General features: G+C 61.3%; 25 protein-coding genes, 1 tRNA gene and 1 pseudogene. 18 read left to right on the top strand and 9 right to left on the bottom strand.

The features are described from left to right. The first annotated feature begins 87 nt into the window (after window positions 1–87). Window positions 88–960 carry an urea transporter gene (locus G7020_RS12845; RefSeq protein ID WP_181084974.1) on the top strand — a complete coding sequence of 291 codons (873 nt, stop codon included), beginning with the start codon at window positions 88–90 and terminating at the stop codon, window positions 958–960. Here the strand turns inward: G7020_RS12845 and G7020_RS12840 are convergent. Beyond that, window positions 957–1,181: a DUF2188 domain-containing protein gene (locus tag G7020_RS12840; RefSeq protein ID WP_181084972.1), complete on the bottom strand. Its 225-nt coding sequence runs from the start codon at window positions 1,179–1,181 to the stop codon at window positions 957–959. The genes G7020_RS12845 and G7020_RS12840 overlap by 4 nt on opposite strands. A 279-nt stretch (window positions 1,182–1,460) precedes the next feature. On the opposite strand from G7020_RS12840, the gene hmpA reads away from it, so the two are divergent. Continuing rightward, window positions 1,461–2,639 (top strand): NO-inducible flavohemoprotein, encoded by a 1,179-nt coding sequence (hmpA, locus tag G7020_RS12835; RefSeq protein ID WP_181084970.1) that lies wholly within the window; start codon window positions 1,461–1,463, stop codon window positions 2,637–2,639. Between the two features lie 247 nt (window positions 2,640–2,886). Next, window positions 2,887–3,069 (top strand): general stress protein, encoded by a 183-nt coding sequence (locus tag G7020_RS12830; protein ID WP_181084968.1) that lies wholly within the window; start codon window positions 2,887–2,889, stop codon window positions 3,067–3,069. A 200-nt stretch (window positions 3,070–3,269) separates the two neighbouring features. On the opposite strand, the gene G7020_RS12825 is transcribed toward G7020_RS12830, so the two are convergent. Continuing rightward, on the bottom strand, window positions 3,270–4,511 hold the full coding sequence (locus tag G7020_RS12825; protein WP_181084966.1) for a GGDEF domain-containing protein: 1,242 nt from the start codon (window positions 4,509–4,511) through the stop codon (window positions 3,270–3,272). Window positions 4,512–4,763: 252 nt separating this feature from the next. Then, entirely contained in the window at window positions 4,764–5,663 is a 900-nt protein-coding gene (locus tag G7020_RS12820) for an ATPase (RefSeq protein ID WP_181084964.1), read from the bottom strand. A gap of 290 nt (window positions 5,664–5,953) precedes the next feature. Here G7020_RS12820 and G7020_RS12815 point away from each other — a divergent pair, with 290 nt between their 5' ends. After that, on the top strand, window positions 5,954–6,232 hold the full coding sequence (locus tag G7020_RS12815) for a hypothetical protein (RefSeq protein ID WP_181085094.1): 279 nt from the start codon (window positions 5,954–5,956) through the stop codon (window positions 6,230–6,232). 8 nt (window positions 6,233–6,240) lie between these two features. On the opposite strand, the gene G7020_RS12810 is transcribed toward G7020_RS12815, so the two are convergent. Next, a complete protein-coding gene (locus G7020_RS12810) occupies window positions 6,241–7,128 on the bottom strand; it encodes a LysR family transcriptional regulator ArgP (RefSeq protein ID WP_181084962.1) in 888 nt (295 codons plus the stop codon). A gap of 97 nt (window positions 7,129–7,225) precedes the next feature. Here G7020_RS12810 and G7020_RS12805 point away from each other — a divergent pair, with 97 nt between their 5' ends. From G7020_RS12805 to G7020_RS12795, 3 genes are all read left to right on the top strand, one after another. Beyond that, a complete protein-coding gene (locus G7020_RS12805) occupies window positions 7,226–7,828 on the top strand; it encodes a LysE/ArgO family amino acid transporter (RefSeq protein ID WP_181084960.1) in 603 nt (200 codons plus the stop codon). A gap of 360 nt (window positions 7,829–8,188) precedes the next feature. Next, entirely contained in the window at window positions 8,189–8,770 is a 582-nt protein-coding gene (locus G7020_RS12800; RefSeq protein ID WP_181084958.1) for a superoxide dismutase, read from the top strand. Between the two features lie 259 nt (window positions 8,771–9,029). Further along, window positions 9,030–9,713 carry an SDR family oxidoreductase gene (locus G7020_RS12795; RefSeq protein ID WP_181084955.1) on the top strand — a complete coding sequence of 228 codons (684 nt, stop codon included), beginning with the start codon at window positions 9,030–9,032 and terminating at the stop codon, window positions 9,711–9,713. Window positions 9,714–9,792: 79 nt separating this feature from the next. Here G7020_RS12795 and dcd read toward each other — a convergent pair whose 3' ends face one another. Continuing rightward, window positions 9,793–10,359, bottom strand: a complete 567-nt coding sequence (gene dcd, locus G7020_RS12790) for a dCTP deaminase (RefSeq protein WP_181084953.1) — start codon at window positions 10,357–10,359, stop codon at window positions 9,793–9,795. A gap of 322 nt (window positions 10,360–10,681) precedes the next feature. On the opposite strand from dcd, the gene G7020_RS12785 reads away from it, so the two are divergent. Then, window positions 10,682–10,891, top strand: coding sequence for a cold-shock protein (locus tag G7020_RS12785; protein WP_003282211.1), 210 nt, complete (start codon window positions 10,682–10,684; stop codon window positions 10,889–10,891). 199 nt (window positions 10,892–11,090) lie between these two features. On the opposite strand, the gene apbC is transcribed toward G7020_RS12785, so the two are convergent. Then, window positions 11,091–12,185, bottom strand: coding sequence for an iron-sulfur cluster carrier protein ApbC (apbC, locus tag G7020_RS12780; protein WP_181084952.1), 1,095 nt, complete (start codon window positions 12,183–12,185; stop codon window positions 11,091–11,093). Between the two features lie 166 nt (window positions 12,186–12,351). Here apbC and metG point away from each other — a divergent pair, with 166 nt between their 5' ends. The 8 genes from metG to G7020_RS12740 all read left to right on the top strand — a co-directional run bounded on the left by metG (window position 12,352) and on the right by G7020_RS12740 (window position 18,669). After that, window positions 12,352–14,391, top strand: coding sequence for a methionine--tRNA ligase (gene metG / locus G7020_RS12775; protein ID WP_181084950.1), 2,040 nt, complete (start codon window positions 12,352–12,354; stop codon window positions 14,389–14,391). Then, complete coding sequence (locus G7020_RS12770; RefSeq protein ID WP_181084948.1) at window positions 14,388–14,600, top strand: cysteine-rich CWC family protein; 213 nt, start codon at window positions 14,388–14,390, stop codon at window positions 14,598–14,600. The genes metG and G7020_RS12770 overlap by 4 nt, the downstream gene beginning before the upstream one ends. Then, window positions 14,600–15,292 (top strand): pseudouridine synthase, encoded by a 693-nt coding sequence (locus tag G7020_RS12765; protein ID WP_181084946.1) that lies wholly within the window; start codon window positions 14,600–14,602, stop codon window positions 15,290–15,292. Before G7020_RS12770 ends, G7020_RS12765 begins: the two co-directional genes overlap by 1 nt. 65 nt (window positions 15,293–15,357) lie before the next feature. Next, window positions 15,358–15,431: transfer RNA gene (locus G7020_RS12760), tRNA-Gly, on the top strand. 236 nt (window positions 15,432–15,667) lie between these two features. Continuing rightward, a complete protein-coding gene (modA, locus tag G7020_RS12755) occupies window positions 15,668–16,420 on the top strand; it encodes a molybdate ABC transporter substrate-binding protein (RefSeq protein WP_181084944.1) in 753 nt (250 codons plus the stop codon). An 18-nt stretch (window positions 16,421–16,438) separates the two neighbouring features. Beyond that, the gene (gene modB, locus G7020_RS12750; RefSeq protein WP_181084942.1) at window positions 16,439–17,110 is read left to right on the top strand and encodes a molybdate ABC transporter permease subunit; all 672 of its coding nucleotides are present in this window, start codon (window positions 16,439–16,441) and stop codon (window positions 17,108–17,110) included. 11 nt (window positions 17,111–17,121) lie between these two features. Next, window positions 17,122–17,811 carry an ATP-binding cassette domain-containing protein gene (locus tag G7020_RS12745; RefSeq protein WP_181084940.1) on the top strand — a complete coding sequence of 230 codons (690 nt, stop codon included), beginning with the start codon at window positions 17,122–17,124 and terminating at the stop codon, window positions 17,809–17,811. A 45-nt stretch (window positions 17,812–17,856) separates the two neighbouring features. Next, the gene (locus G7020_RS12740) at window positions 17,857–18,669 is read left to right on the top strand and encodes a TOBE domain-containing protein (protein ID WP_181084938.1); all 813 of its coding nucleotides are present in this window, start codon (window positions 17,857–17,859) and stop codon (window positions 18,667–18,669) included. Window positions 18,670–18,686: 17 nt separating this feature from the next. Here the strand turns inward: G7020_RS12740 and G7020_RS12735 are convergent, their stop codons facing one another. Together G7020_RS12735 and putP are read right to left on the bottom strand one after the other, a co-directional pair. Then, complete coding sequence (locus G7020_RS12735) at window positions 18,687–20,723, bottom strand: TonB-dependent receptor (RefSeq protein ID WP_181084936.1); 2,037 nt, start codon at window positions 20,721–20,723, stop codon at window positions 18,687–18,689. 245 nt (window positions 20,724–20,968) lie between these two features. Further along, complete coding sequence (gene putP, locus G7020_RS12730; RefSeq protein ID WP_181084934.1) at window positions 20,969–22,453, bottom strand: sodium/proline symporter PutP; 1,485 nt, start codon at window positions 22,451–22,453, stop codon at window positions 20,969–20,971. A gap of 262 nt (window positions 22,454–22,715) precedes the next feature. On the opposite strand from putP, the gene G7020_RS12725 reads away from it, so the two are divergent. Together G7020_RS12725 and lon are read left to right on the top strand one after the other, a co-directional pair. Further along, window positions 22,716–22,940 carry a DUF3203 family protein gene (locus tag G7020_RS12725; RefSeq protein ID WP_181084932.1) on the top strand — a complete coding sequence of 75 codons (225 nt, stop codon included), beginning with the start codon at window positions 22,716–22,718 and terminating at the stop codon, window positions 22,938–22,940. Window positions 22,941–23,064: 124 nt separating this feature from the next. Continuing rightward, window positions 23,065–25,440 carry an endopeptidase La gene (lon, locus tag G7020_RS12720; RefSeq protein ID WP_181084930.1) on the top strand — a complete coding sequence of 792 codons (2,376 nt, stop codon included), beginning with the start codon at window positions 23,065–23,067 and terminating at the stop codon, window positions 25,438–25,440. Between the two features lie 34 nt (window positions 25,441–25,474). Here lon and G7020_RS12715 read toward each other — a convergent pair. Further along, window positions 25,475–25,586, bottom strand: a pseudogene (locus G7020_RS12715) (IS5/IS1182 family transposase); the annotation flags it as partial.

The raw sequence follows: 25,586 nt of genomic DNA, 5'->3' as shown, positions 1-25,586 counted from the left end.
GACGGCGAGCTTCGGCTCGCCGTTCCTCGTTTACCCGAGCGATCCTCTTCCTGCAACGCAGCACCTAACCTCCTGCCACAGCCGCAAATGCCCACTCTCAGCCCATCGCGTTGCACCCTTGCCGTTCTGAACGGCTTCAGCCAGATATTCCTGCAGACACATCCCGGCTGCGGGTTGCTGATCCTGCTGGCGATCACCCTGCATGGCCCCGGCCTGATGATCGGGGCCATGGCCGGCGCGTTGGTGGGAACCTTCAGCGCCGTCGCACTGGGTTACCGCAAGTCCGATATCGCTATCGGCCTCTACGGCTACAACGCGGCGCTGCTGGGCTTGCTGTTCGTTCTGCTGCTGGGGTTGTCGACACTCACGCTGGGGCTGATCGCGCTCGGCTCGGTGGTGACCAATCTGCTGCAGGTGCGCCTGATGGCCGCCATGCGCGAACGCAACTGGCTGCCCGGCTTCACCCTGCCCTTCGTGCTTTTCGGCTGGCTTGCGCTGGCCGGGGCGCTCGATCTGGTCACCCAGGCGCGGCTCGATGCGCCGCTGATACTGAACGGTCAAGGACTGCTCTTCGCCGTCGCATCCGGCATCGGCCAGGTCATCTTCCTCAGCCAACCGCTGGCCGGGTTGCTGTTGCTGGTGGCCGTATGGCTGGCCGATCGCAGGGCCGCGGCCTGGATGCTCTGCGGCTCATTCGCCGGAATGCTCATGGGATTGGCGATAGGCGCTCCGGAACAACAGGTGCTGGCCGGGCTGGCCGGCTACAACCCGGCACTCGCTGCACTGGCGGCCAGCCAGGTCCATCGTGCGTGGGTGGCGCCCCTGCTGGCGATCATCGCGGCGGTGCTGCTCAGGGCAGGATTCGACCGGCTGGGCCTGCCGCCGCTGACCATGCCGTTCATCCTGGCTTGCTGGCTGGCAGCACTGGGGAGTCGCTGGTATCGAAGTAAGCGCGTTTAGCCCTTGGTCTCCCGCGGATCCTGATCACGCGGGTAGCAGCGCTCTTCCTCCACTTCACCGCTCTCGTTGTGGACTTTCACCGAAGCGGTACGCAGTTTCATGTAATCACGAGTCTCATTGAGGATGTCTTCCCTGGTCAGGGTCTCGATCAGGGCGCGCTTGTCGCCTTCCTCACGCAATACCCAGCGATCATCTTCGTGAGTGATGTGATAGTTCTCCATGCTGCTCTCCAAGCTGAATCAACGATACGCCTTGGAGTGGCCAACGCCATCGTGGTTCGCTGCTTGTTGCCGATGGAGTGAATGCCACGGTAATTATCACCCCAGACAGTCATTAAAACCCCAAAAGACAGGGTTATATCTACCCAGTCCTTTCTGTACGCCCTTGATTCTGATCAATTACAGGCTGGAACGATTATTGAAAGACATACAGCAGCCTGTCCGAAGGCTCGCCATGGTGCGAGCCGTATAGAGACGGCCCTATAACGAACGGAGTAATCCATGCTTTGCGCTGAACAACGTGCCCTGATCAAAGCCACCGTCCCCCTGCTTGAAAGCGGTGGCGAAGCCCTGACCACTCATTTCTATCGCTTGATGCTGGCCGAGCACCCCGAGGTGCGCCCACTCTTCAACCAGGCCCACCAGGCCAGCGGCGATCAACCACGCGCGCTGGCCAATGGCGTGCTGATGTACGCCAAGCATATCGACCGGCTGGAGCAGCTCGGCGGGCTGGTATCGCAGATCGTCAACAAGCATGTGGCCCTGCAGGTACTGCCGGAGCATTACCCCATCGTCGGCTCCTGCCTGCTGCGCGCCATCCGCGAAGTACTCGGCAGCGATATCGCCACCGATGAGGTAATCACCGCCTGGGCTGCGGCCTACCAGCAATTGGCCGATATCCTCATCGGAACCGAAGAGCGGATCTACAGCACCACTGCCGACGCCCCCGGCGGCTGGCGCGGCGCGCGTCGTTTCCGGATTGCTCGCAAAGTGGTCGAAAGCGACGAGATCACCTCCTTCTACCTGCAACCCGAAGACGGCGGCCCGGTGCTGGTCCACAAACCCGGTCAGTACATCGGCCTGCGCCTGATCATCGAGGGCGAAGAGGTACGGCGTAACTACTCGCTGTCCGCCGCCAGCAATGGCCGCGAGTACCGCATCAGCGTCAAGCGCGAGGACGGCGGCCTGGCCTCCAATACGCTGCATGCCATGGCCGAAGGTGCCGGCCTGGATCTCTTCGCGCCTGCGGGGGATTTCATCCTGGAGCCGAGCGACAAGCCATTGGTACTGATCAGCGGTGGCGTAGGTATCACGCCGACCCTGGCAATGCTCGAAGAAGCACTGCAAACCTCACGTCCGGTGCACTTCATCCACTGCGCGCGCAATGCTGGCGCGCATGCGTTTCGCGAATGGGTAGATGGGCTGGCCGAGCGTCATGCCCAGCTCAAACGTTTCTATTGCTACGACGAGCACGAAGGTGAAGACACCCAGCCGGATGCCGTTGGTCTGATGACAGCCGAACGTCTGGACACCTGGCTGCCGGACAACCGGGACCTGGACGCTTATTTCCTTGGCCCCAAACCCTTTATGGCAGCAATCCGTCGGCAACTGCAAACCCTCGGCGTACCAGAGCAACAATTACGCCACGAGTTCTTCGGCCCCGCTTCGGCGCTGCAATGAACCGGCGCGAGCCTGGGCGCAGGCTCGCGTTTCTTCATATAAAAAAGTTATTACCGCAATAACTCTTTCTCATATCAACTACCGTTTCGCTGAGCCGTCATTTCGCCATATACTTACTGTTGCTACTGACAACCATTCGTCTGCCGTTTGTTCTAATGGGAAACTCCTGCCAGCCGCCCGGTTCTTAAACCCTGAAGGCTGATGAAGTCGTGCAGCCCGCAAGAGTCTCTATCCCCTTTCAGGAGAAATGAAGATGACAAACAAAAATCCCGGCAACTTTGCAAACGACCGCGAGAAGGCTTCCGAAGCAGGCAAGAAAGGCGGCCAGAACAGCGGCGGCAACTTCGCCAATGATCGCGAAAAAGCCTCCGAAGCCGGTCGCAAAGGCGGCCAGAACAGCCACGGCGGTGGTCGCAACAGCAATAGCTGATGCGACTTGTGAAGAGGGCAAGGATTTACATCCTTGCCCTCTTTTCATTTACCTCAACGCAAACTTTACCAATGATGCATATAGGCATTAATTTCCATCAGGCCTTAACTCTTCCTGTAATTCTTACACTTTGTCAAAAGTGCTATCAGAAAAACGAAGATTTCCAAGTAATTACAGGCCCGTTACTGTTCAAGTAACTTTCAGACAGATAGTTTGGATCGATCGCGGCCAACCAGAGTCGCATATCCCGATATCTTTTCTTTTGTTGCGCTTGGGTCGAGTTCATCATCCGCTTCGCTACAGAGCCGATTGCGACCGCCCGCTTTGGCCAGATACATGCGTTTGTCGGCCAATTCCAGCAATTGCTGTCCGCTTTCGGCCTGGTCGGCACAGCGCTCGGCAAGACCGATGCTGGCTGTAAGCAGCAGACCATCAGGACGCGCCCCAAAGCCTTTCTGAACCATCCGACCGAGCGCCAGGCGTGCCTGTTCCATATCGGTATCAGGCATGATCACCACGAACTCTTCCCCGCCCCAGCGCACCAGGCTGTCAGTGCTGCGCAGGTTGGTCAGGATATGCCGGGTGCAATCACGCAATGCCTGATCGCCTGCATCGTGGCCGAAGGTATCGTTGATCGACTTGAAATGATCCAGATCGACGAAAGCCACAGCCAGGCCGCTCCCGTGACGCCGCGCGGTATCCCACTGCAGCCGCATGATTTCCTGGCCGCTGCCGCGCGAGAAAACACCTGTCAGCGGATCACGGATGGCCTGACGCACCAGCGCGATCATGAATGCCAGCTGGCTCAGACTCGCCAGGGCGGTAACCCCGGCAATGAGGATCAACAGCCAGAAGGCGCCAGCGAACGAAGGCCAGTTCAAGGTCGACCAGCTCAGATATCCCGCTAGGGCCTGGGCCAGCAGTAGAATGCAGGCCAGTACCAGGTTTTCCACCAGGGTGAGCGGAAATATCGCCAGGCCGGCCATCAGTACGAAGGGCAGAAACGCATAACCCGTGGCCACCATCGCGGAAATCTGAGTCAACTGATAGCCGCCCAAAAGGGTATGCGAAGCGATATAGAACACCGTGGGTATAGCGAACAGAATGGCGATCGCCCGGTAGGCATCGAACAGGTTGCCGCTGGGCCGATAGAACAGCAGCAGGCAGGCAAAAGCCCCGCAGGCAAGCAGGCGAAACGCCGCCAGCCCCAGCCACAGCGGATAGCTGAACACCATCAGATCGATGATGCCCCATACCGGTGTCAGCACCGCGAAGAGAAAGGCGAACAGACGGACGCGATTGACGATCAGCGTCGCGCGGCGCTGTGTCAGCAGCATCGAATGGCGATGCGGGATCAGCAGTTGCTTCAGCTCGTTGGGCTTGAGCTCACTGGGCAGCAATGTAGCCAGGCGGCTTAAAAGAAGATCAATCAGCGACGGCATTTTTATTGTCACCCGAACTGGCTGGTAAGCGGACTTTCCACGTGCTTGTGTCAGTCGCGCCGGATGGTAGCACCTTGATACCAGTTCATTTTTGACTGAGCGCAACCATCCGTCCCATCTCTGTTCGCCCAGCATTCGCCGAAAAACGGCTCCAGATACCTTGTATCAAATAGCGCTTGAGCCAGGGCTAACGGCTGCTGCGTCCGTTTCAAAAGCATCAGACCCTGATAATTTGTAACCAATAATTTCACCCTAACGGCGGTCGATCTGTTCCTGCAGATTGGCAATCTGGCTTTGCAGGGTATTGAAGCTGCGCGTCATCTGCGCCCGATATGAGTCGAACTCGGCGGTTTTCACGCCGGGAGTGGCGGCGGGACGGTTATCCACTTCGCTACGCAGGATCAGCACTTCCTGCTCCAGACGGCTGATGGCCTGAGCGGGGTCACTTTGACGCTTCAGGCCGGCGATCTCCTTGTCGATGCTATCGATACGAGCGGAAACCTTGCCCAGACCGTCGAGCGAACCTTTCAGGCCGCTCACTTCGGCATTCAACTTGGCGTGCTCGCTGTTCAGTCCTTCCAGACTCTGCGTGAAGGTGGCCGTTGCAGCCTGCTGCTTGCGTATCTCGGTCGCCACAGCCTCGACACGCCCGGCCTGCTCTTCCAGCCGCTGATCCTGATTGCCCTGCCTGCCCACCAGGCTCTGCTGCTGCGTGGTGATGGCGCGCTGTTGCTCCAGCAGCTCGATGGCCTGCTTCTCAAGCTGCTTGATACGCAGCTTCAAGGCCTCGCCTTCGGTGGTGACGCTGGATTCGGTCGCCACCATCTTTCCGGAAATATCCTGTAGCCGCCCCGCCGCATCTTCACTGATACGCGCAAAGCTCTCCTGAGTGGCCACCAGTTGCGCCTCCAGGCGCTCGATCTGTCCCTTGCCCCACCAGCCCAGTGCCAGCAACGCGCCGCAGAGCATCAGAATCAGGATCCATAACGGCGCGGCATTGGTGCTGCGCCGCTTCTTGCGCGCACGGTCATGATCCAGGCCGCTGTCGCCTGGCCTGTGCAGGGGCTCGAACTCCGGCTCCGGATAAGGCCTTTTCCGATCGGCGGTCAGGCTGGGAATATGGTCCAGTTCGTCGTGAGCATCGTTGCGCATGGGATACCTTCGATGGCGCGTAGCGAAAAACAGCGCGCAGTATAACGATTTCAGCGATACCGCTTCAGGGCGCACCAGGACCAGGCATGTTCGCGACATCTGATCCTCGGAGGTGCAGCATGCAACCCTGCGCCTGAAGTGCGGCACTCTTCCCACACCAGCCATGGCGGGGCCTGGCAGGCCAGTACGCATGATTGGTACGGCTGTTGCTTTGAAGCTCATGGCCGCCTGGATGGCTCCTCCGACAGGGATGTCGGACCATGAACAACGCCTCAGAGGAGCGGATCGACATGGAGTTCAACAAGGCTGTACTCGATTGCATGCGAATGCTGCGCCGCCGGCTGCGCGAAGAACAGCATCTCGATATCCGCCTCAGTCAGCCTGATGCCATCTCGGCCATGCTGGCAGCCTGCCTCTGCTCCAGCGACGAACTGACACGCGACCTCGGCAAGCAATTGGCTACCTACAGGGACCAGCCTTTACCTGTACCCCCCATCTCGGCCTCACCGGCTGACGAAGTTCGGCAGGCCTCGATACGCATCTATCGCGGCCAGCGGATCATCAACTGAACCATCCCTCAAGCAATCAGCCACCGATGCGCCGAACGGGTGAGCTGCCGGGTCAGCTCGGCAAGCAACTCGCCGCCATTACGCCAGTGATGCCAGTAAAGCGGTACATCGATGGGCGGGCCGTGAGACACATCGACCAGCGTTCCACTTGCCAGTTCAGTGCGCACCTGCAACTCGGGCACCAGCCCCCAGCCGAGATCGCTTTGCAGCAGACGCACAAAGCCTTCGGATGAGGGACACAGGTGGTGGCTGAAGGCCCCATTCAGGCCGAGCGAAGCCAGGTAGCGGTGCTGCAGCAGATCATCCGGGCCGAAGACGATTGCCGGCGCGCGCAGCAGTGCCTCGACCGACACATCGCCATCCAGATGCCGCGCCATAAAGGTCGGGCTGGCGAGAGCGCGATAACGCATCGCCCCGAGAAACTCGCTGCGAGCCCCTGCCAGAGGCCGCTCCACGGCACACACACAAGCGGCCACCTCACCGGCCCGCATGCGCTTGAGGCCCACCTCCTGATCTTCCAGCACATGATCGAGCACCACTCCATGCGTGGCACAGAACGGCGCCACCGCCGGCGCCCACCAAGTGGCAAGGCTATCCGCATTGAGCGCGATACGCAGCCGCTCGGGCAGTCGGTTGGCATCCATTCCCGGCACCCGCGCCTGCAGGTCACGCTCCAGTAATCGCACCTGCTGCACATGGTTGAGCAGTCGCCGGCCCACTTCGGTCGGTTGCGGCGGGCTCGCACGCAGCAGGACCGGCTGCCCCAGCCGTGCCTCCAGCAGCTTGATCCGCTGGGATACAGCCGATTGCGACAAGCCCAGCGTCTGGGCCGCCCGGTCGAAGCCGGCCTGCTCGACCACAGCCGCCAGGGCCGCCAGCAACTTGTAATCGAACATCGATTTTCCTTATGCGGCATTACCAAATTTCGTTTTTCTTATACGCCTGAACCTCCGAAACTGCGAGCCTTCCTTCGGCGCGAACAGGTGAGAGGCCATGTGGCAGAGTTACTTCAACGGATTGCTGGTGGCGGCGGGCCTGATCATCGCCATCGGCGCACAGAATGCCTTCGTCCTCGCCCAGAGCCTGCGCCGCGAACACCATCTGCCGGTCGCGGCGCTGTGCATTCTTTGCGACATTCTATTGGTGGCGGTCGGCGTGTTCGGCCTGGCTGCGGTACTGGCGGCCAATCCCCTGCTGCTGGCAGTCACCCGCTGGGGGGGCGTAATCTTTCTGACCTTCTATGGCATCGTCGCCCTGCGCCGTGCCGCGCGTCCGCAGGCACTGCGCGAGGAGGCGCAACGCAGCCCACGCTCACGGCGCAGCGTGCTGCTCGCGGCGCTGGCCGTCACGCTGCTCAACCCGCATGTCTATCTCGACACCGTCCTGCTGATCGGTTCGGTCGGCGCCCAGCAGCCCGAACCCGGCGCCTACACCTTGGGCGCGGCCAGCGCATCGACGCTGTGGTTCCTGCTTCTGGCACTCGGCGGCGCCTGGCTGGCCCCCTGGCTGGCGCGCCCACTGACCTGGCGCCTGATCGACCTCGGCGTCGCCGGCATGATGTTCGCCATCGCCACGCAACTGGTCCTCAGCGCCTGAGGAACGGCAGGCTTTTCCCGTGGTCCACGCAGAGGGCACACTCGCATGCCCTTACGCATCTCATGGATTAAAAAGGCTCTGGCGCAAGCTTTCCCACACGGTTGCCGCGTGGTTTTGCCGCAGGGTGGGTGCTATGATCCTTGATTCGCGGGCATGCAGTGAAATACTTCAGCCCGCTACCCGGTCGCCCGTGAACGGCCAAAAGATTACCCACGCATGGAGCCAGCGAAGGGAAAGACAACTCCGACGGACGGCGAGCCTTACAGTTTTTTGCCGTTTTGCCGCGCGCTGGCCATCAGCGCGGACTGTCGTCCTCCAATCTGAGCGCATGCATTCTCGACACTGATCAGGAGATACATCATGGCTTTCGAATTGCCGCCGCTTCCGTTTGAAAAGAATGCCCTCGAACCGCACATTTCCGCCGAGACGTTCGAGTACCACCACGGCAAGCACCACCAGGCTTACGTGACCAACCTGAACAACCTGGTCCCAGGCACCGAGTTCGAAGGCAAGGACCTGGAAACCATCATCAAGACCTCATCCGGCGGCATCTTCAACAACGCCGCTCAGGTCTGGAACCACACCTTCTTCTGGAACTGCATGGCACCGAACGCCGGTGGCCAGCCGACCGGCGCCCTGGCTGATGCCATCAACGCCGCCTTCGGTGACTTTGACAAGTTCAAGGAAGAATTCACCAAGACCGCCATCGGCACCTTCGGCTCCGGCTGGGCCTGGCTGGTGAAGAAGTCCGACGGCAGCGTCGGCCTGGCCAGCACCATCGGCGCCGGCAACCCGATGACCGCCGGTGACAAGCCCCTGCTGACCTGCGACGTCTGGGAACACGCCTACTACATCGACTACCGCAACGCCCGTCCGAAGTTCGTCGAGGCGTTCTGGAACGTCGTCAACTGGGACTTCGTCGCGAAGAACTTCGCCGGCTGAGCCACCATGCCTGCCACGGGTAGTCTGGCAGGCCGTTGAAAAATGTAGCCGAGGCAGGCAAGACAAGGCAAAAACAGGCGAGGAAGCGGAGTTTAGTGGTCTAAATGAGCATTCCGAGCCTGTTTTTAACGCCGTATTGCCAACGCAGGTAGTTTTTCAACAGCCTGCCGGCCATCCCTCGTGATGCATGCACCAGAATGCCCGCCTCCTCATGAGCCGGGCATTCTTCGTTTCTGGAACCCGTACGGAGTCTGCTGTCATGCCCAAAACCGCACTCGTCATTGGCGCCTCTCGCGGCCTTGGCCTCGGGCTGGTCAAACAACTGCACGCCGAAGGCTGGCAGGTGATCGCCACGGTCCGTGACCCGCAACGCGCCGACGCACTCCGCGCCCTGAGCGATGTTCGTATCGAAACACTGGACATCGACGATACCGCAAGCGTCGATGCGCTGGCCCAGCGTCTGGCCGGTACGCAACTGGATCTGCTCTTCGTCAACGCCGGCATTTCCGGCCCACGCAACGCTTCGGCCAGTGACGTGAACCTGGAAGACCTCGGCGCACTCTTCATGACCAACGCCGTAGCGCCGATTCGCCTGGCCGAGCGCCTGCTGCCACTGATGGAGTCACGGAGCGGCGTGATCGCCTTCATGAGCTCGATCATGGGCAGCATCGAACTCGGCCCCGGAATGGGCATGCCACTGTACGGCGCCAGCAAGGCGGCGCTCAATCATCTGACGCGCAACTTTATCGCCAGCCTCGGCGAAGACAGCGGCCTGACAGTGCTTTCCATGCATCCGGGCTGGGTAAGAACCGAGATGGGCGGCGACCAGGCGCCACTGGATGTGGAAACCAGCTGCCGGGGGATGGTCGAGCAGGTCACCCGTTCCGCTGGCCAGGGCGGGCATCGCTTCATCGACTATCAGGGCCAAGCGCTGCCCTGGTAAAGCAGCACCCTGAAACGACGATGCGGGTGGCGCCCTTCGGCAGCCACCCGCATCGACAGCGATCAGATCGCAGAGAAAATCAGGCCTTGGGCAATGTCACGCCACGCTGGCCCTGGTACTTGCCGCCCCGATCGCGATAAGACACTTCACATTCCTCGTCGGATTCGAGGAACAGCATCTGCGCCACGCCCTCGTTGGCGTAGATCTTCGCCGGCAGCGTGGTGGTGTTGGAGAACTCCAGCGTCACGTGGCCTTCCCACTCCGGCTCCAGCGGCGTGACATTGACGATGATGCCGCAGCGGGCATAGGTGCTCTTGCCCAGGCAGATGGTCAGCACGTTGCGCGGAATGCGGAAGTACTCGACCGTGCGGGCCAGAGCGAAGGAGTTCGGAGGGATGATGCAAACGTCGCTCTTGATGTCGACGAAGCTTTTCTCGTCGAAATTCTTCGGATCGACCGTCGCCGAATTGATGTTGGTAAACACCTTGAATTCATCGGCGCAACGCACATCGTAGCCATAGCTGGATACACCGTAGGAAATCAGGCGTTCATTGCCCTCGTTGCGCACCTGGCGCTCGACGAAGGGCTCGATCATGCCCTGCTCCAGGGCCATCCGGCGAATCCACTTGTCCGATTTGATGCTCATGGCAGGCGTCCTGATTGTGCTGGTTGGTCAATAAAAAAGAGGTGCATATTACCGGCCCTGTGCAGCCTTCTCCAAGCCCGCAGCCTGGGACCGTATACCGCTTCCACCGGGCGCCTGGCAGAAACTGAAAATAATGCTCGCATTGCTACGCAAATACGGTATCTTGCGTTGGCTGCTGATGCATGTGTCACCGTGAATCGCTACATGTTTAGATTTCGATCCGATCATTGCTACGACTCCTTTAACTCCTTGCACACAGTCACCGTTCGGGGTATTTGCCCGTTCAAACAATCTCTACACCTTGTTCAAGGAGACATTTCAAATGTCCAATCGCCAAACCGGTACCGTTAAGTGGTTCAACGATGAAAAAGGCTTCGGCTTCATCACTCCGCAATCCGGTGACGACCTCTTCGTTCACTTCCGTGCCATCCAGGGTGACGGCTTCAAGAGCCTGAAAGAAGGCCAGCAAGTCTCCTTCGTCGCTACCCGCGGCCAGAAAGGCATGCAAGCTGAGGAAGTTCAGGTTATCTAACCTGAGTCTTCTCTGAAAAAGCCCCGCTTCGGCGGGGCTTTTTTGTAGCTGCAAAATATTGGATTACGCCTTTGTAGGTCGGGTCACGCTTTATCGACCCGACAAGCGGCGCCAAGGTTACGCCACGAGCGCGGGGCTGTGCCTGGGGGTTGTCGGATTACGCCTTCGGCCAACCCGACCCACGCCGCCCTGAAACCGATCAGTCGTCGGTCACCACGATGTTCGGCATCGACTGGGCGATGATCTGCCCACTCTGCGAGATGCGCGCCCCGACGGTACGAGCCACTTCCTGGTAGATCATGGCGATCTGGCTTTCCGGGTCGGCGATGGTCGTCGGCTTGCCCGCATCGGCCTGGCTGCGGATGGCCATGGACAGCGGCAGCGACGCCAGCAGATCGACGTTGTACTCATCCGCCAGTCGCTCGCCGCCTCCTTCGCCAAACAGGTGCTCGGCATGGCCGCAGTTGGAGCAGATGTGCACGGCCATGTTCTCCACCACGCCCAGCACCGGAATATTCACCTTGCGGAACATCTCGACGCCCTTCTTGGCGTCCAGCAGCGCCAGGTCCTGCGGCGTGGTGACGATCACCGAGCCGGTCACCGGCACCTTCTGCGCCAGGGTCAGCTGGATGTCACCGGTTCCGGGCGGCATGTCCACCACCAGGTAGTCGAGATCCTTCCAGGCGGTCTGGGTGATCAGTTGCAGCAGCGCGCCGGACACCATCGGGCCGCGCCAGATCATCGGCGTCTTGTCGTCGGAGAGAAACGCCATGGACATCAGTTGCACGCCATGCGCCTCCAGCGGCAGGAACCATTTCTGGTCGCGAATCTCCGGTTTGGTCCCCTCGGGAATACCGAACATGATGCCCTGGCTCGGCCCATAGATATCGGCGTCCAGCACGCCGACCCGCGCGCCCTCACGGGCCAGTGCCAGCGCCAGGTTGGCCGCCGTGGTGGACTTGCCCACCCCGCCCTTGCCGGACGCCACCGCGATGATGTTCTTCACGTTGGCCAGCGCCGGCACCTGGTCCTGCGCCTTGTGCGGCTTGATCACGCAATCGACCTGTACGTCCGCGCGGCTCACGCCGTCGAGCTGCTCGATGGCCATGGCCAGCGTCTGTGCCCAGCCACTGCGAAACAGTCCGGCCGCGTAGCCGAGTTCGAGCTGCACGCTGACGCGCTCGCCCTGTATCTCGATCGAACGCACGCATCCGGCGCTGACCGGATCCTGGTTCAAATGGGGGTCGGTGTACTGACGCAGTACCGCTTCCACAGCTTCACGGGTGACGGACATGACTACTCCAAGGAAAGACCGAGTAAAACAGGAGGCCATATTAACAGCAGCGACAACGCCGGCGCGCGCCCTTGCGACATCCCGTCCTCACTGCCCGGCGGTGGCCTGCATGCGGTCGCTTCCTTTATAGTTGCGGACTTCTCGTTCTACCGGTGCAGCCATTTCCATGTCCGAAGCTCGTCAGATCCTCGTTACCAGCGCCCTGCCCTACGCCAACGGTTCGATCCACCTTGGCCACATGCTGGAGTACATCCAGACGGACATGTGGGTACGCTTCCAGAAGCTGCGCGGCAACCAGTGCATCTACGTCTGCGCCGACGATGCCCACGGCTCGGCGATCATGCTGCGCGCGGAGAAAGAAGGCATCACTCCGGAACAGCTGATCGCCAACGTCCAGGCCGAACACAGTGCCGACTTCGCCGATTTCCTGGTGGATTTCGACAACTTCCACTCCACCCATTCCGAGGAAAACCGCGAGCTGTCGGAGCTGGTCTACGGCAAGCTGCGCGATGCCGGGCATATCGCCACCCGTTCGGTGACCCAGTATTTCGACCCCGAGAAGGGCATGTTCCTCGCCGACCGCTTCATCAAGGGCACCTGCCCGAAATGCGCCGCCGAAGACCAGTACGGCGACAACTGCGAGAAATGCGGCGCGACCTACGAGCCCACCGACCTGAAAGACCCGCGCTCGGCCATCTCCGGTGCGACACCGGTGCTGCGCGACTCCAAGCACTTCTTCTTCAAGCTGCCCGAGTTCGAGGCCATGCTCAAGGAGTGGACCCGCAGCGGTACCCTGCAGGATTCGGTGGCGAACAAGATCGCCGAATGGCTCGACAGCGGCTTGCACGAATGGGACATCTCCCGCGATGCGCCCTATTTCGGCTTCGAGATTCCCGACGAGCCGGGCAAGTACTTCTATGTCTGGCTCGATGCGCCGATCGGCTACATGGCCAGCTTCAAGAACCTCTGCGCGCGCCGCCCGGAACTGGACTTCGACGCCTTCTGGAACAAGGACTCCAGCGCCGAGCTGTACCATTTCATCGGCAAGGACATCATCAATTTCCACACCCTGTTCTGGCCGGCGATGCTCGAAGGCGCGGGCTTCCGCAAGCCGACCGCCGTCAACGTGCACGGCTACCTGACGGTGAACGGGCAGAAGATGTCCAAGTCGCGCGGCACCTTCATCAAGGCCCGCACCTACCTCGACCACCTGAACCCCGAGTACCTGCGCTACTACTACGCAGCCAAGCTCGGGCGTGGCGTCGATGACCTTGACCTGAACCTCGAAGACTTCGTGCAGAAGGTCAACTCGGATCTGGTCGGCAAGGTGGTCAATATTGCCAGCCGCTGTGCCGGTTTCATCCACAAGGGCAACGCCGGAATGCTGGTCGCCGATAACGCCGCGCCGGAGCTGACCGACGCCTTCCGCAGCGCCGCGCCGTCGATCGCCGAAGCTTATGAGAGCCGCGACTTCGCCCGCGCCATGCGCGAGATCATGGCCCTGGCCGACCGCGCCAATGCCTGGATCGCCGACAAGGCGCCCTGGGCACTGAACAAGCAGGAAGGCAAGCAGGCCGAGGTCCAGGCGATCTGCGCCACCGGCATCAACCTGTTCCGCCAGTTGGTGATCTTTCTCAAGCCGGTGCTGCCGAACCTGGCCACCGATGCCGAACGCTTCCTCAACGTCGCGCCGTTGGCCTGGGACGATCACCAGACGCTACTCGCCAATCATCAGCTGAACGCCTTCAACCCGCTGCTGACCCGTATTGAACCGGCGAAGATCGAAGCCATGGTGGAAGCTTCCAAGGAAGACCTGGCCGCCAGCGAAAGCACTGTGCCGACAGGTAATGGCGAGCTGGAGAAAGATCCGCTGGCTGCCGAGATCACCTTCGACCAGTTCGCCGCCGTCGATCTGCGCATCGCTCTGATCGAGAAGTGCGAGTTCGTCGAAGGCGCCGACAAGCTGCTGCGCCTGACCCTGGACATCGGCGATGCCAAGCGCAACGTCTTCTCCGGCATCAAGAGCGCCTACCCGGACCCGAGCAAGCTTGAAGGCCGCCTGACCCTGTACGTGGCCAACCTCGCGGCGCGCAAGATGAAGTTCGGTGTATCCGAAGGCATGGTGCTGGCCGCCGGCCCCGGCGGTGAGGACATTTACCTGCTCAGCCCCGACAGCGGGGCCAAGCCCGGTCAGCGGGTGAAGTGACAGTCCAGGCCTGCGCCCCCACTTGCTGCCCGCTGTGCGGGCAGCCCAACCAGTGCGGCCAGTGCGAACCGCAGGGCGCCGAGCAGCCCTGCTGGTGCTTCAGCGCCATCATCGCGCCGGATGCTCGCCAACGGATTCCCAGCGAGGCACGGAACAAGACCTGTCTCTGTGCGCGCTGCGCCCGCGGCGAGTCATCTTCCGATAGCTGATGCGCCTCGACCGCTTCCTCGCCAACCAGCCCCACTGCAGCCATCGGCAAGCCCGCCTGTTGCTGGCGTCGGGACAGGTGCAAGTGAATGGCCAGGCGGTACGCGACGGCACCTGCGATATCCGAGTGTTCGATCATGTGTCGCTTGACGGCCAGACGCTACAGGCAGGCAAGGCCGCGCGCTTCTTCATGTTGCACAAACCGACCGGTTGCGTCAGCGCCACCTCCGACCCGCAGCACCCGACGGTTCTCGACCTGCTCGACGAGCCGGACAAGGCCGAACTGCATATTGCCGGTCGCCTGGACTTCAACACCACCGGGCTGCTGATCATCACCAACGACGGCCTCTGGTCCCGCCGCCTGACCCAGCCCGAGAGCCTGCTGGGCAAGACCTACCGGGTGGAAACCGAAGACCCGATCGATCCCATCTGCATCGAACGCTTCGCCCAAGGTCTCTACTTCCGCTTCGAGAACCTCACCACCCGCCCCGCCGAACTCGAACTGCTCGGCCCGCGCCAGGCCCGTCTGACGCTGCATGAAGGTCGCTACCATCAGGTCAAACGCATGTTCGGCCACTTCAACAACAAGGTCACCCGCCTGCACCGCGAGCGCATGGGCCCGCTGACATTGGACCCGCAACTCCAGCCCGGCCAATATCGGCACCTGACAGCGGAAGAAATCGCTCTAATCTGAGCCTTTCGCGGCGAAATCTGAAACCGCTTCAATTTCAGCCAGCCTTCTGGTACAAAGCTCCCTGCGCGGGCGTCGTATAATGGTAATACCCTAGCTTCCCAAGCTAGAGCCGTGGGTTCGATTCCCATCGCCCGCTCCAGAATCGAAAAGCTAAGGCCCTGTTTTTACAGGGCTTTTTCGTTTCCGCAGCATGCCAACGCCACAGCGTCGCGCTTGATATCGGGCAACTGGACTTGTCCTGCGAGCACTTAACCGGCTCAAGTCACCACATCCATGCGATGCCCCCGATTCCAGTCATTTTCTTCGTAGGCTATTTCCTTAGGCGCTATACAAGTGCTTATATGGCGCTCAAATCATCATGCACCGGAGAAAGTCATGCGTATTTCATGGGTCAAACGAGTCGGTATTGCCCTGGCGTTTTCCTGTGGCCTGGCCCAGGCAGGCGAAGTGACGGTTTCAGCCGCCTCCAGCCTGACCAATGCCTTTCAGGAAATCGCCCGCAATTACGAAGCCGAATATCCAGACGCCAAGGTATTGCTGAATTTCGCTGCTTCCGGAGCACTGTTGCAACAGATGGCCAAGGGCGCGCCGGTAGACGTGTTCGCTTCCGCCGATCAGGAGACGATGGACATGGCAGCCGAGCAGAACCTGCTTGCAGCCGGAACCCGTGAGGATTTTGCGCAAAATGCGCTGGTGCTGATCGTGCCCAACGACAGCCGGATCCAGCTTGAGCAGCTGGCCGACCTGCAGCAACCCGCCGTCGAACGGGTCGCCATTGGTAATCCGGCCAGCGTCCCCGTGGGCCGATACAGCCAACGCGCCCTGGAAGCGGCCAATCTCTGGGAAGCCATGCAGGCCAAGGCGATCAATACCCAGAACGTACGCCAATCGCTGGATTACGTAGCCCGAGGCGAGGTCGAGGCGGCATTCGTCTATGCCACCGACGCCCACATCATGAAAGACAAGGTGAAGGTTGCCTTCGCCGTACCACTGGATGTAGCGATCAGCTACCCGATTGCCCAGCTCGGCGACAGCGCCAATGCCGAGGAAGGCAAACGCTTCATCGCCCATGTGCAGTCACCCGCCGGACAGGAAATTCTTGCCCGGCATGGTTTTCTGAAACCCTGAACTCGGCCTGAGAAGAACATGGAATCGGCCTGGACAGCACTTGCCCTCTCGCTCAAGGTCGCCGGCTTTGCCACGGCGATCACTCTGGTGCTGGGGACCGCCACGGGATTTCTGCTGGCGCGTCTGCGCTTTCCCGGTCGCGACCTGCTCGACACCCTGCTGACCCTGCCGATGGTGCTGCCGCCCACCGTGCTGGGTTATTACCTGCTGGTGCTGCTGGGACGGCGCAGTACCTTTGGTGCCTGGTTGCAGGACAGTTTCGGCATCAACCTGATCTTCACCTGGCAGGGCGCCGTGATCGCCGCCGCCATCGTCGCCTTTCCACTGGTATTCAAACCCGCGCGGGCGGCATTCGAGGGTGTGGACGGGCAGCTGGAAAACGCCGCGCGGGTGCTTGGCATCTCGGAGCTGGCAATCTTCTTTCGGGTGACGTTGCCGCTGGCCTGGCGCGGCATCCTGGCGGGCGTGCTGCTGGCCTTCGCCCGTGCGCTGGGCGAATTCGGCGCCACCCTGATGGTGGCGGGCAGCATTCCCGGCAAGACGCAGACCCTGTCGATCGCCGTATACGAGGCGGTCCAGGCCGGTCAGGATGACGTGGCCAACACCCTGGTGCTGATTACCTCGCTGGTCTGCGTGACCGTGCTACTGATCGCCGGACGCCTGGCGCCCGGACGTATCGCCAATCGCTGACGGAGCTACCCGTGCTGTTCGACATCGACATCAGCAAGACCCTTCGCTCCGGCAAGCGCGTCTTCCAGCTACAACTGGGCTTCCAGACAAGCAGCCAGCGGCTGGTCGTGCTCGGGCCGTCCGGCTCGGGCAAGAGCCTGCTGCTCAAAGCCATCGCCGGATTGATGCGTCCAGATCACGGACATATCCGCCTGGACGGCACGCCCCTGTTCGATGCGGCGGCGAAGATCGATCTTGCGCCACAGCAGCGCAAAATGGCCTACCTGTTTCAGGACTACGCGCTGTTCCCACACCTGAGCGTGCGACAGAACATCGCTTTCGGCCTCACTCACGGCCTGCTCAATCCACGCTCGGACCGGTATCACGAGACGGTCGAGCATTGGCTGGAAACCTTCCATCTGCAGCCGGTCGCCGACCAGTTGCCCGAAGAACTGTCCGGAGGCCAGCGCCAGCGCACCGCACTGGCCAGGGCATTGGTGGCGAAACCGAAAGCATTGCTGCTGGACGAACCCTTCTCGGCCCTGGACTCCGCGCTGCGCAGCCATATGCGCCGGGAACTCGATGAGTTGCAGCGGCGCCTGCAGGTACCCATGCTGCTGATCACCCACGATCAGGAGGACGCCGAGGTGTTCGGCGATCAGGTACTGCATCTGCGCGATGGAACCCTCGACATGCCCGAAGCTTCACCCCTCCCGGCTTGAATCCCTTATGCTTCCGGCACACCACACAACGACCGTGGAATGCTCATGGATACAAAAGATCGCGCGATTGAGCTGCAAGGTTCAGTCTGGCTGACCGTCGCCGGGGAAAAGCTCGGAGGCGAACAGCGTATCGCCCTGCTCGCCAAGATCGCCGAATGCGGTTCCATCACCCAGGCCGCCAAGGCAATCAAAATGAGCTACAAGGCCGCCTGGGATGCCATCGATGCCATGAACAACCTGGCCGGTGAACCCTTGATGGAGCGCGTCGCCGGCGGCAAGGGTGGTGGCGGCACGCGCCTGACCCGGCGCGGCGAGCAACTGGTGGAGAACTTTCGCCTGATCGAGCGCGAACACCTGCGCTTCGTCGAGCAACTGAGCCGGCAAGCCACTGGCATTGCCGATGACTATCTTCTGATCCGCAGGATGAGTATGAAAACCAGCGCACGCAATCAGTTTCGCGGCAAGGTGGTCCAGGTGAAAACCGGGGCGGTCAATGATGAAATCGAGCTGGAGATTCCCGGCGGCCAGAAGCTCGTGGCCATCGTCACCCATGAAAGCACCACGGAACTCGGCCTGCAGCCCGGCGCCGAGGCCCTGGCGCTGATCAAGTCGTCATCGGTCATTCTCATGAGCGATGTGGGCGGCGCACGCTTCTCGGCGCGCAACCGCCTGACCGGCAGCGTTGCGCGAGTCCACCCCGGTGCGGTGAACACCGAGGTGATACTGGATCTGCCGGGCGGCGCCACGCTGGCCGCGATCATCACCAACGAAAGCAGCCGCGCGCTGGACCTGGAGGAAGGCAAGACCGTTACGGCCATCTTCAAGGCGTCCAGCGTGATTGTCGGCGTGCCGGCGTAACTGGCCGCTGAAAACGCTTAGAACGCCAGGCGCACCCCAAGGGTCAGATTGCGACCAGGCAGCAACACCTCATCCTTGATAAAGGACGTGTGCTGGCGAGCCTTTTCGTCCAGCAGGTTGTTGCCCTTGAGATAGACCAGGTAGTCGCTCTGCTTCAGCGAACCGGCATAGCTCAAACCCGCACCGAGCATGTTGTAGCCGCCGGTTTCGGTTTCATAATCGGCCAGCTGGTCCTGGCGCTGTACACGGTAGAACTCCAGCTGCCCATTGAGCGCGGGCGTAAAGCTCTGGTCGAGGCGCACGCCCAGCCGGTCTGCCGGAATACGCGGCAGATCGCCGCCACCATCGCGCAGTTTGCCGCGCACATGGTCACCGAACAGGGTAAACGCAGTGGCGTCGCTCGCCTGGAAGCGTATTTCACCTTCCGCTCCGGTGAGTACGGCATCCTGCTGGCGATACTCGATTTCACGGTAGCCACCGCCGATGTCGTGCCCGGTATCGGCGGCGAAGATGAAGTCATCCACCTGATTGCGGAACAGGCTGAAGCTGAAGGTGGTGCGCCCGGCGAACTTGCGCAAGGTCAGTTCAGCATTGTGCGAGGTTTCCTCGTCCAGTTCGACATTGCCCAGCTCGACGGTGCGGGTCGCCGCATGGGGACCGTAGGCATAGAGTTCTTCAGCGGTGGGCAGGCGCTGGGAGCGTGACAGCGAGAAGCCCAGCGAGTATTGCGGTGCGAAGGTCCAGACTGCACCGGCAGAAACCGAGGTGCCGCTGTGATCGGTGTCGCGCTGGCCATCGGCATCGATATCCTGCCATTCATGGCGCAGGCCGATTTCGTAGCGCCATGCCCCGGCAGTGTATTCCTCCAGCAGGAACAGGCCATGGTTGCGGGTCAATGTCGGCGGAACGTAGGCCTCCTCACCTGAGGCCTCGAAATCGCGGCGCAGGGTTTGCGCACCCAGCACCCCGCGCCAGCCGAACAATGGTTGATGAGTCAGTTCCAGACGCGCATCAGTGGCGTCATTATCGAAACGGGTGCCGACCTCACCGCCTTCGATTTCCTTATGCTGATAGTTGCTGTGCCCCACACGCAGGCGCGCCAGTTCGAAACCGGGTAGCGGATCACTCAGCTCGCCACGCAGATCCCAGCGCTTCTGCTGCATATCGACATAAGGCACACTGCCATGTTCGTGGTCATGCTCATGCTCGTGGTCATCATGGCCATGGTCATGGCCGTGCCCATGACCGCCACAGTGCCAGTCGCTGCCATGGGTATGGCAGTCGGCGTGCTCATGGGCCAGCAGCCCGTAGCGATTGTTCTGCTCGGTGTAGGCCGCGCCGAGATAACCGCGCGCACCGATGAAACTGGCGCCAAGGGTGAAACTATCGGTGTCGTTGTAGGAACCTGGCTGCCTGCTCGGCGAGCCGGGAATCTCGTACTCGTCGGCCTGACGCTTGGCGCCCTCGGCACGCACCGCGAAGTTGCCGCTACCGGCGGTGATGCCGAAGACACCGGCCCCCTCATTGGCGACGCTGTTGGCACGCAATTCCAGCTCACCCTCATAGCCCTTCTCAGGCACTCGGGTCGGCACCTTGCGATCGATCACATTGACCACACCGCCAATGGCGCCGCCGCCATACAGCAGGCTCGCCGGCCCCTTCAACACCTCGATACGCTCGGCCAGCAACGGTTCGCTGACTACCGCATGATCCGGGCTGATGGTCGATGCGTCGAGCAACTCCACACCATCGCTCAGCACCTTCACTCGTGCGCCATCGAGGCCACGAATGACCGGTCGCGCAGCACCGGCACCAAAACTGCTGGAATGCACTCCCGGCAGCCCCTGCAGCGTTTCCCCCAGCGTTGCCTCCCGGCGCATCACCAGCTCGCTTCCTTCTATGACCGCCGCAGGCATCGTCATTTCGTGACTTTGCCGGCCAAGAGCACTGGCACTGACGACCACGGAATCAAGTTCGACCGGATCGGCGGCCCAGGCAGCCGGAACCAGAGCCAGGCTGACAGCCCAGGCCAGAGGATGACGCTTCAGTTTCATGGGATTCTCCAAGGAAATAACGACCGCCCTGCTTGGCAGTCAGACAGGCGGCGAAGAATCTACCATGTTATATCATAACAATTAAGGGCTTTAAGCAAGATTCATGCTCCTCACGCTGGAGCATGGGAGTCATCAGAACAAGGTCGCGGAAAGTTTGAGTAAGGAGCAAGCAAGACCCGTCAGAGCCTTGCCTGAACCCCAGCCGGAACGCTAAAAGACCCGTTCGCAGCGGCAGGTGTCGGTGATCAACCCGCTCGATACTCCGCGTCCGCCGTCTCGAAGCGTTGCTGGATGGAGGCGGCAGGCTCCTTGTCCACCAGGCTGACGACGTAGATGGCGATGCTGGCGAGCAGGAAGCCGGGGATGATTTCGTACAGGCCCAGGCCGATGAACTCCTTCCAGACCACCACGGTAACGGCCCCGACCAGCATGCCGACCAGCGCACCGTTGCGGGTCATGCGCTTCCACAGCAGCGAGATCAGCACCACCGGCCCGAAGGCAGCGCCGAAGCCGGCCCAGGCGTAGGAAACCAGCCCCAACACCTTGCTTTCGGGGTTGGAGGCGATACTGATGGCAATCAGCGCAATCAACAACACCATGCCACGGCCCACCCAGACCAGCTCACCCTGCGAGGCACTCTTGCGCAGAAAGGCTTTGTAGAAGTCCTGCGTCAGAGCGCTGGAGCTCACCAGCAGCTGGGCGCTGAGCGTGCTCATCACGGCGGCAAGAACGCCCGACAGGATGATACCGGCGACCCAGGGATTGAAGAGGATTTTCACCAGTTCCATGAAGACCCGCTCGCCGTTGTCCCTGACCGGCCCGGCCAGTTCGGGATGATCGGCGAAATAGGCGATGCCGAAAAAGCCAACCGCAACCGCGCCAGCCAGGGTGAGGATCATCCAGGTCATGCCGATACGGCGTGCGTTGGGAATGGTCTTGACCGAGTCGGCCGCCATGAAGCGCACCAGGATATGCGGCTGGCCGAAGTAGCCCAGGCCCCAGGCCAACAGCGAGATGATCGCGACGAAGGACAGGCCGCGGAACATGTCGAAGTTGGCCGGGTTCTGCGCCTCGATGGTGGCCATGGTGGTGCCCATGTCACCCAGCGCGAGAATCACGAACAGTGGCGTGACCAGCAACGCGAAGATCATCAGCGTCGCCTGTACGGTGTCAGTCCAGCTGACCGCCAGGAAGCCACCGATGAACACGTAGAGGATGGTTGCGGCGGCACCAACCCAAAGCGCCGTACCGTAGTCCATGCCGAAGGTCGACTCGAACAGTCGCGCACCGGCCACCACGCCCGAGGCGCAGTAGATGGTGAAGAACACCAGGATCACCAGCGCCGAGAAGATGCGCAGCAGGCGGCTGTTGTCCTCGAAACGATGGGTGAAGTAATCCGGCAGGGTCAGCGCGTTATGGTTGTGCTCGGTATGTACACGCAGACGGCCAGCGACGAACAGCCAGTTGAGCCAGGCGCCGGCGATCAGCCCGATGGCAATCCAGCTTTCCGAGAGACCCGCAACGAAAATGGCGCCGGGCAGGCCCATCAGCAGCCAGCCGCTCATGTCCGAGGCGCCCGCCGACAATGCCGTGACGAAACTGCCGAGGCTGCGACCACCGAGGATGTAGTCGTCGAAATTCTTGGTGGCGCGGTAGGCAATGAAGCCAATGAGGATCATCGCCGCAATATAGATCACGAAGGTGATCAGGGTTGGGTTGCTCATGTTCATGTTGGGTTTTCCTCATGTTGCCCTGCATCACGCATCCACTGGCCAAATGCGGGCAAGACCCTGGCAACGAATGATCGGGTTGGCAGGTCGCTGAAAACCACCTGCGTTTTCAGCGGCCTGCTGCAAAGCATAGCGCCTCGACCGTTTTCCCGCCGACAACTCGTGAGCCATCATCCTGGCAACGGATCGAGCCGAAAAAGGTCGGATGGGTATCGGTCGCGTGTATTCGCACGCGGCTTCGTGCGCCATCAGGAGGCCATCCATGACAGTCAGCATCGACACCGCCACCGGCACCTGCTCCACCACACGCGACGGCATCACTCATCGCAGCGCGATCATGGATGTCCGGATCAGTACCGACCCGCAGGCACGCATGTCAGTCGCGCATATCGACAGCGTCAGCGTGCACCTGCCCGAAGACCAGGCCGAGCACCTGATTGCAGCCGGCGCCAGGGATGAACGAGAAAACCTCATCACTGACGACTGACAGACCGTGACTCCTGCTTAGTCCGGGGTAGGAAATCATCAATAGAGCGGCAACCGATCGAGCGAGATTGAAATCATTCGCACAAGACCTATCTAACAGGTCATGTATCGACATTGGGTGCCGCATGAACGACGAGACCAATCAGGACTTCGAGCAGAACGCCACCGGCCTGGTGCTGCCGGACCAGAACCTGCCGGACAAGCTCTATATCATCCCGATCCACAATCGCCCCTTCTTCCCCGCCCAGGTGCTGCCGGTCATCGTCAATGAAGAGCCCTGGGCGCAGACGCTGGAGCTCGTCGGCAAGACGCCGCACCAGCGCCTGGCGCTGTTCTTCATGGACAACCCGGCGCAGGATGCGGCCAGCTTCGATCCCGACAGCCTGCCCGAGCACGGCACCATGGTGCGCGTACACCACGCCTCGCGTGAAGGCGGCAAGCTGCAGTTCGTGGCCCAGGGCATGGCGCGCGTGCGTATCCGCGGCTGGCTGCGGCGCAAGCCGCCGTACCTCGCGGAAGTGGACTACCCGCAAAGCGACGAAGACCCGCGCGACGAGGTCAAGGCCTATGGCATGGCGCTGATCAACGCGATCAAGGAGCTGCTGCCGCTCAACCCCCTGTACAGCGAGGAGCTGAAGAACTATCTCAACCGCTTCAGCCCCAACGAGCCCTCACCACTGACCGATTTCGCCGCAGCGCTGACCACCGCGCCTGGCAATGAATTGCAGGAGGTGCTCGACAGCGTGCCGGTGCTCAAGCGCATGGAGAAGGTGCTGCCGCTGCTGCGCAAGGAAGTCGAGGTCGCCAAGCTGCAGAAGGAGCTGACCGGCGAGGTCAATCGCAAGATCGGCGAGCGCCAGCGCGAATTCTTCCTCAAGGAGCAGCTGAAGATCATCCAGCAGGAACTGGGTATCACCAAGGATGACCGCAGCGCCGATGCCGACGAATTCCGCTCGCGACTGGAAGGCAAGGTGGTGCCGCCCGCAGCGCAGAAGCGCATCGACGACGAGCTGACCAAGCTCTCGGTGCTGGAAACCGGCTCGCCCGAATATGCCGTCACACGCAATTACCTGGACTGGGCCACCTCGATGCCCTGGGGCGTCTATGGTGAGGACAAGCTCGACCTTGCCCATGCGCGCAAGGTGCTCAACAAGCACCATGCGGGGCTCGACGACATCAAGAGTCGCATCATCGAATTCCTCGCCGTCGGCGCCTTCCGGGGCGAGATTTCCGGCTCCATCGTGCTGCTGGTGGGGCCACCCGGTGTCGGCAAGACCAGCATCGGCAAATCCATCGCCGAATCCCTGGGGCGACCGTTCTATCGTTTCAGCGTCGGCGGCATGCGCGACGAGGCGGAGATCAAGGGCCACCGGCGCACCTACATCGGCGCCCTGCCCGGCAAGCTGGTGCAGGCGCTGAAGGAAGTCGAGGTGATGAACCCGGTGATCATGCTCGACGAAGTGGACAAGCTCGGCAACAGCCATCAGGGCGACCCGGCCTCGGCGCTGCTGGAAACCCTTGACCCCGAGCAGAACGCTGGCTTCCTCGACCACTACCTCGATCTGCGCCTGGATCTGTCCAAGGTGCTGTTCATCTGCACCGCCAACACGCTCTATTCGGTGCCCGACCCGTTGCTGGACCGCATGGAAATCGTGCGCCTGTCCGGTTACATCACCGAGGAAAAGCTGGAGATCGCCAAGCGCCATCTCTGGCCCCGCCAGCTGCAGCGGGCCGGCGTGCCGAAGAATCGCCTGACCATCAACGACGCGGCCCTGCGCACGCTGATCGAGGGTTACGCCCGCGAAGCCGGCGTGCGCCAACTGGACAAGCAGCTCGGCAAGCTGGTGCGCAAGGCGGTGGTCAAGCTGCTCGACGAGCCGGACAGCACCATCAAGATCGGCCCCAAGAGCATCGAAGGCTACCTGGGCCTGCCGTTCTGGCATCCCGAACAGCTGCTCAGCGGGATCGGCGTGGTCACCGGCCTGGCCTGGAACAGCATGGGCGGCGCGACACTGCCGATCGAGGCGACCCGCATCCATACTCTCAACCGGGGCTTCAAGCTGACCGGCAAGGTCGGCGATGTGATGAAGGAATCTGCCGAAATCGCCTACAGCTACGTGAATGCGCACCTGAAGGAGTTCAAGGGTGACCCGGCTTTCTTCGACCAGGCCTTCGTCCACATGCACGTGCCCGAAGGCGCGACGCCCAAGGACGGCCCCAGCGCCGGTATCAGCATGGCCAGCGCCCTGCTCTCGCTGGCGCGCAACCAGGCGCCGAAGAAGGGCGTGGCGATGACCGGCGAGCTGACCCTCACCGGCCAGGTGCTGGCCATCGGCGGCCTGCGCGAGAAGGTGATCGCCGCGCGACGCCTGAAGCTGTACGAGCTGATCATTCCGGATTCGAATCGCGGCGACTTTCAGGAGCTGCCCGATTATTTGAAAGAGGGCCTGACGGTACATTTCGCCAAGCGTTTCAGCGACGTGATCAAGGTACTGTTCTGACAGATCGTCGGATTACGCCTTCGGCTAGGGCGTGTTAACACATCTTCAGTCCGTCAACTATTAGCGCGAAGTTGATGAATCCGATGAACATCACATCAAGCTTCTCGAAGCGAGAGAATATACGCCGAAACCCCTTCAAGCGCCGG

This window comes from Stutzerimonas stutzeri, from assembly GCF_013522825.1.
Lineage (GTDB): Bacteria > Pseudomonadota > Gammaproteobacteria > Pseudomonadales > Pseudomonadaceae > Stutzerimonas > Stutzerimonas stutzeri_AK.
Note: the sequence above shows the minus strand (reverse complement) of the source record. Positions and strands in the feature narration are given on the sequence as shown.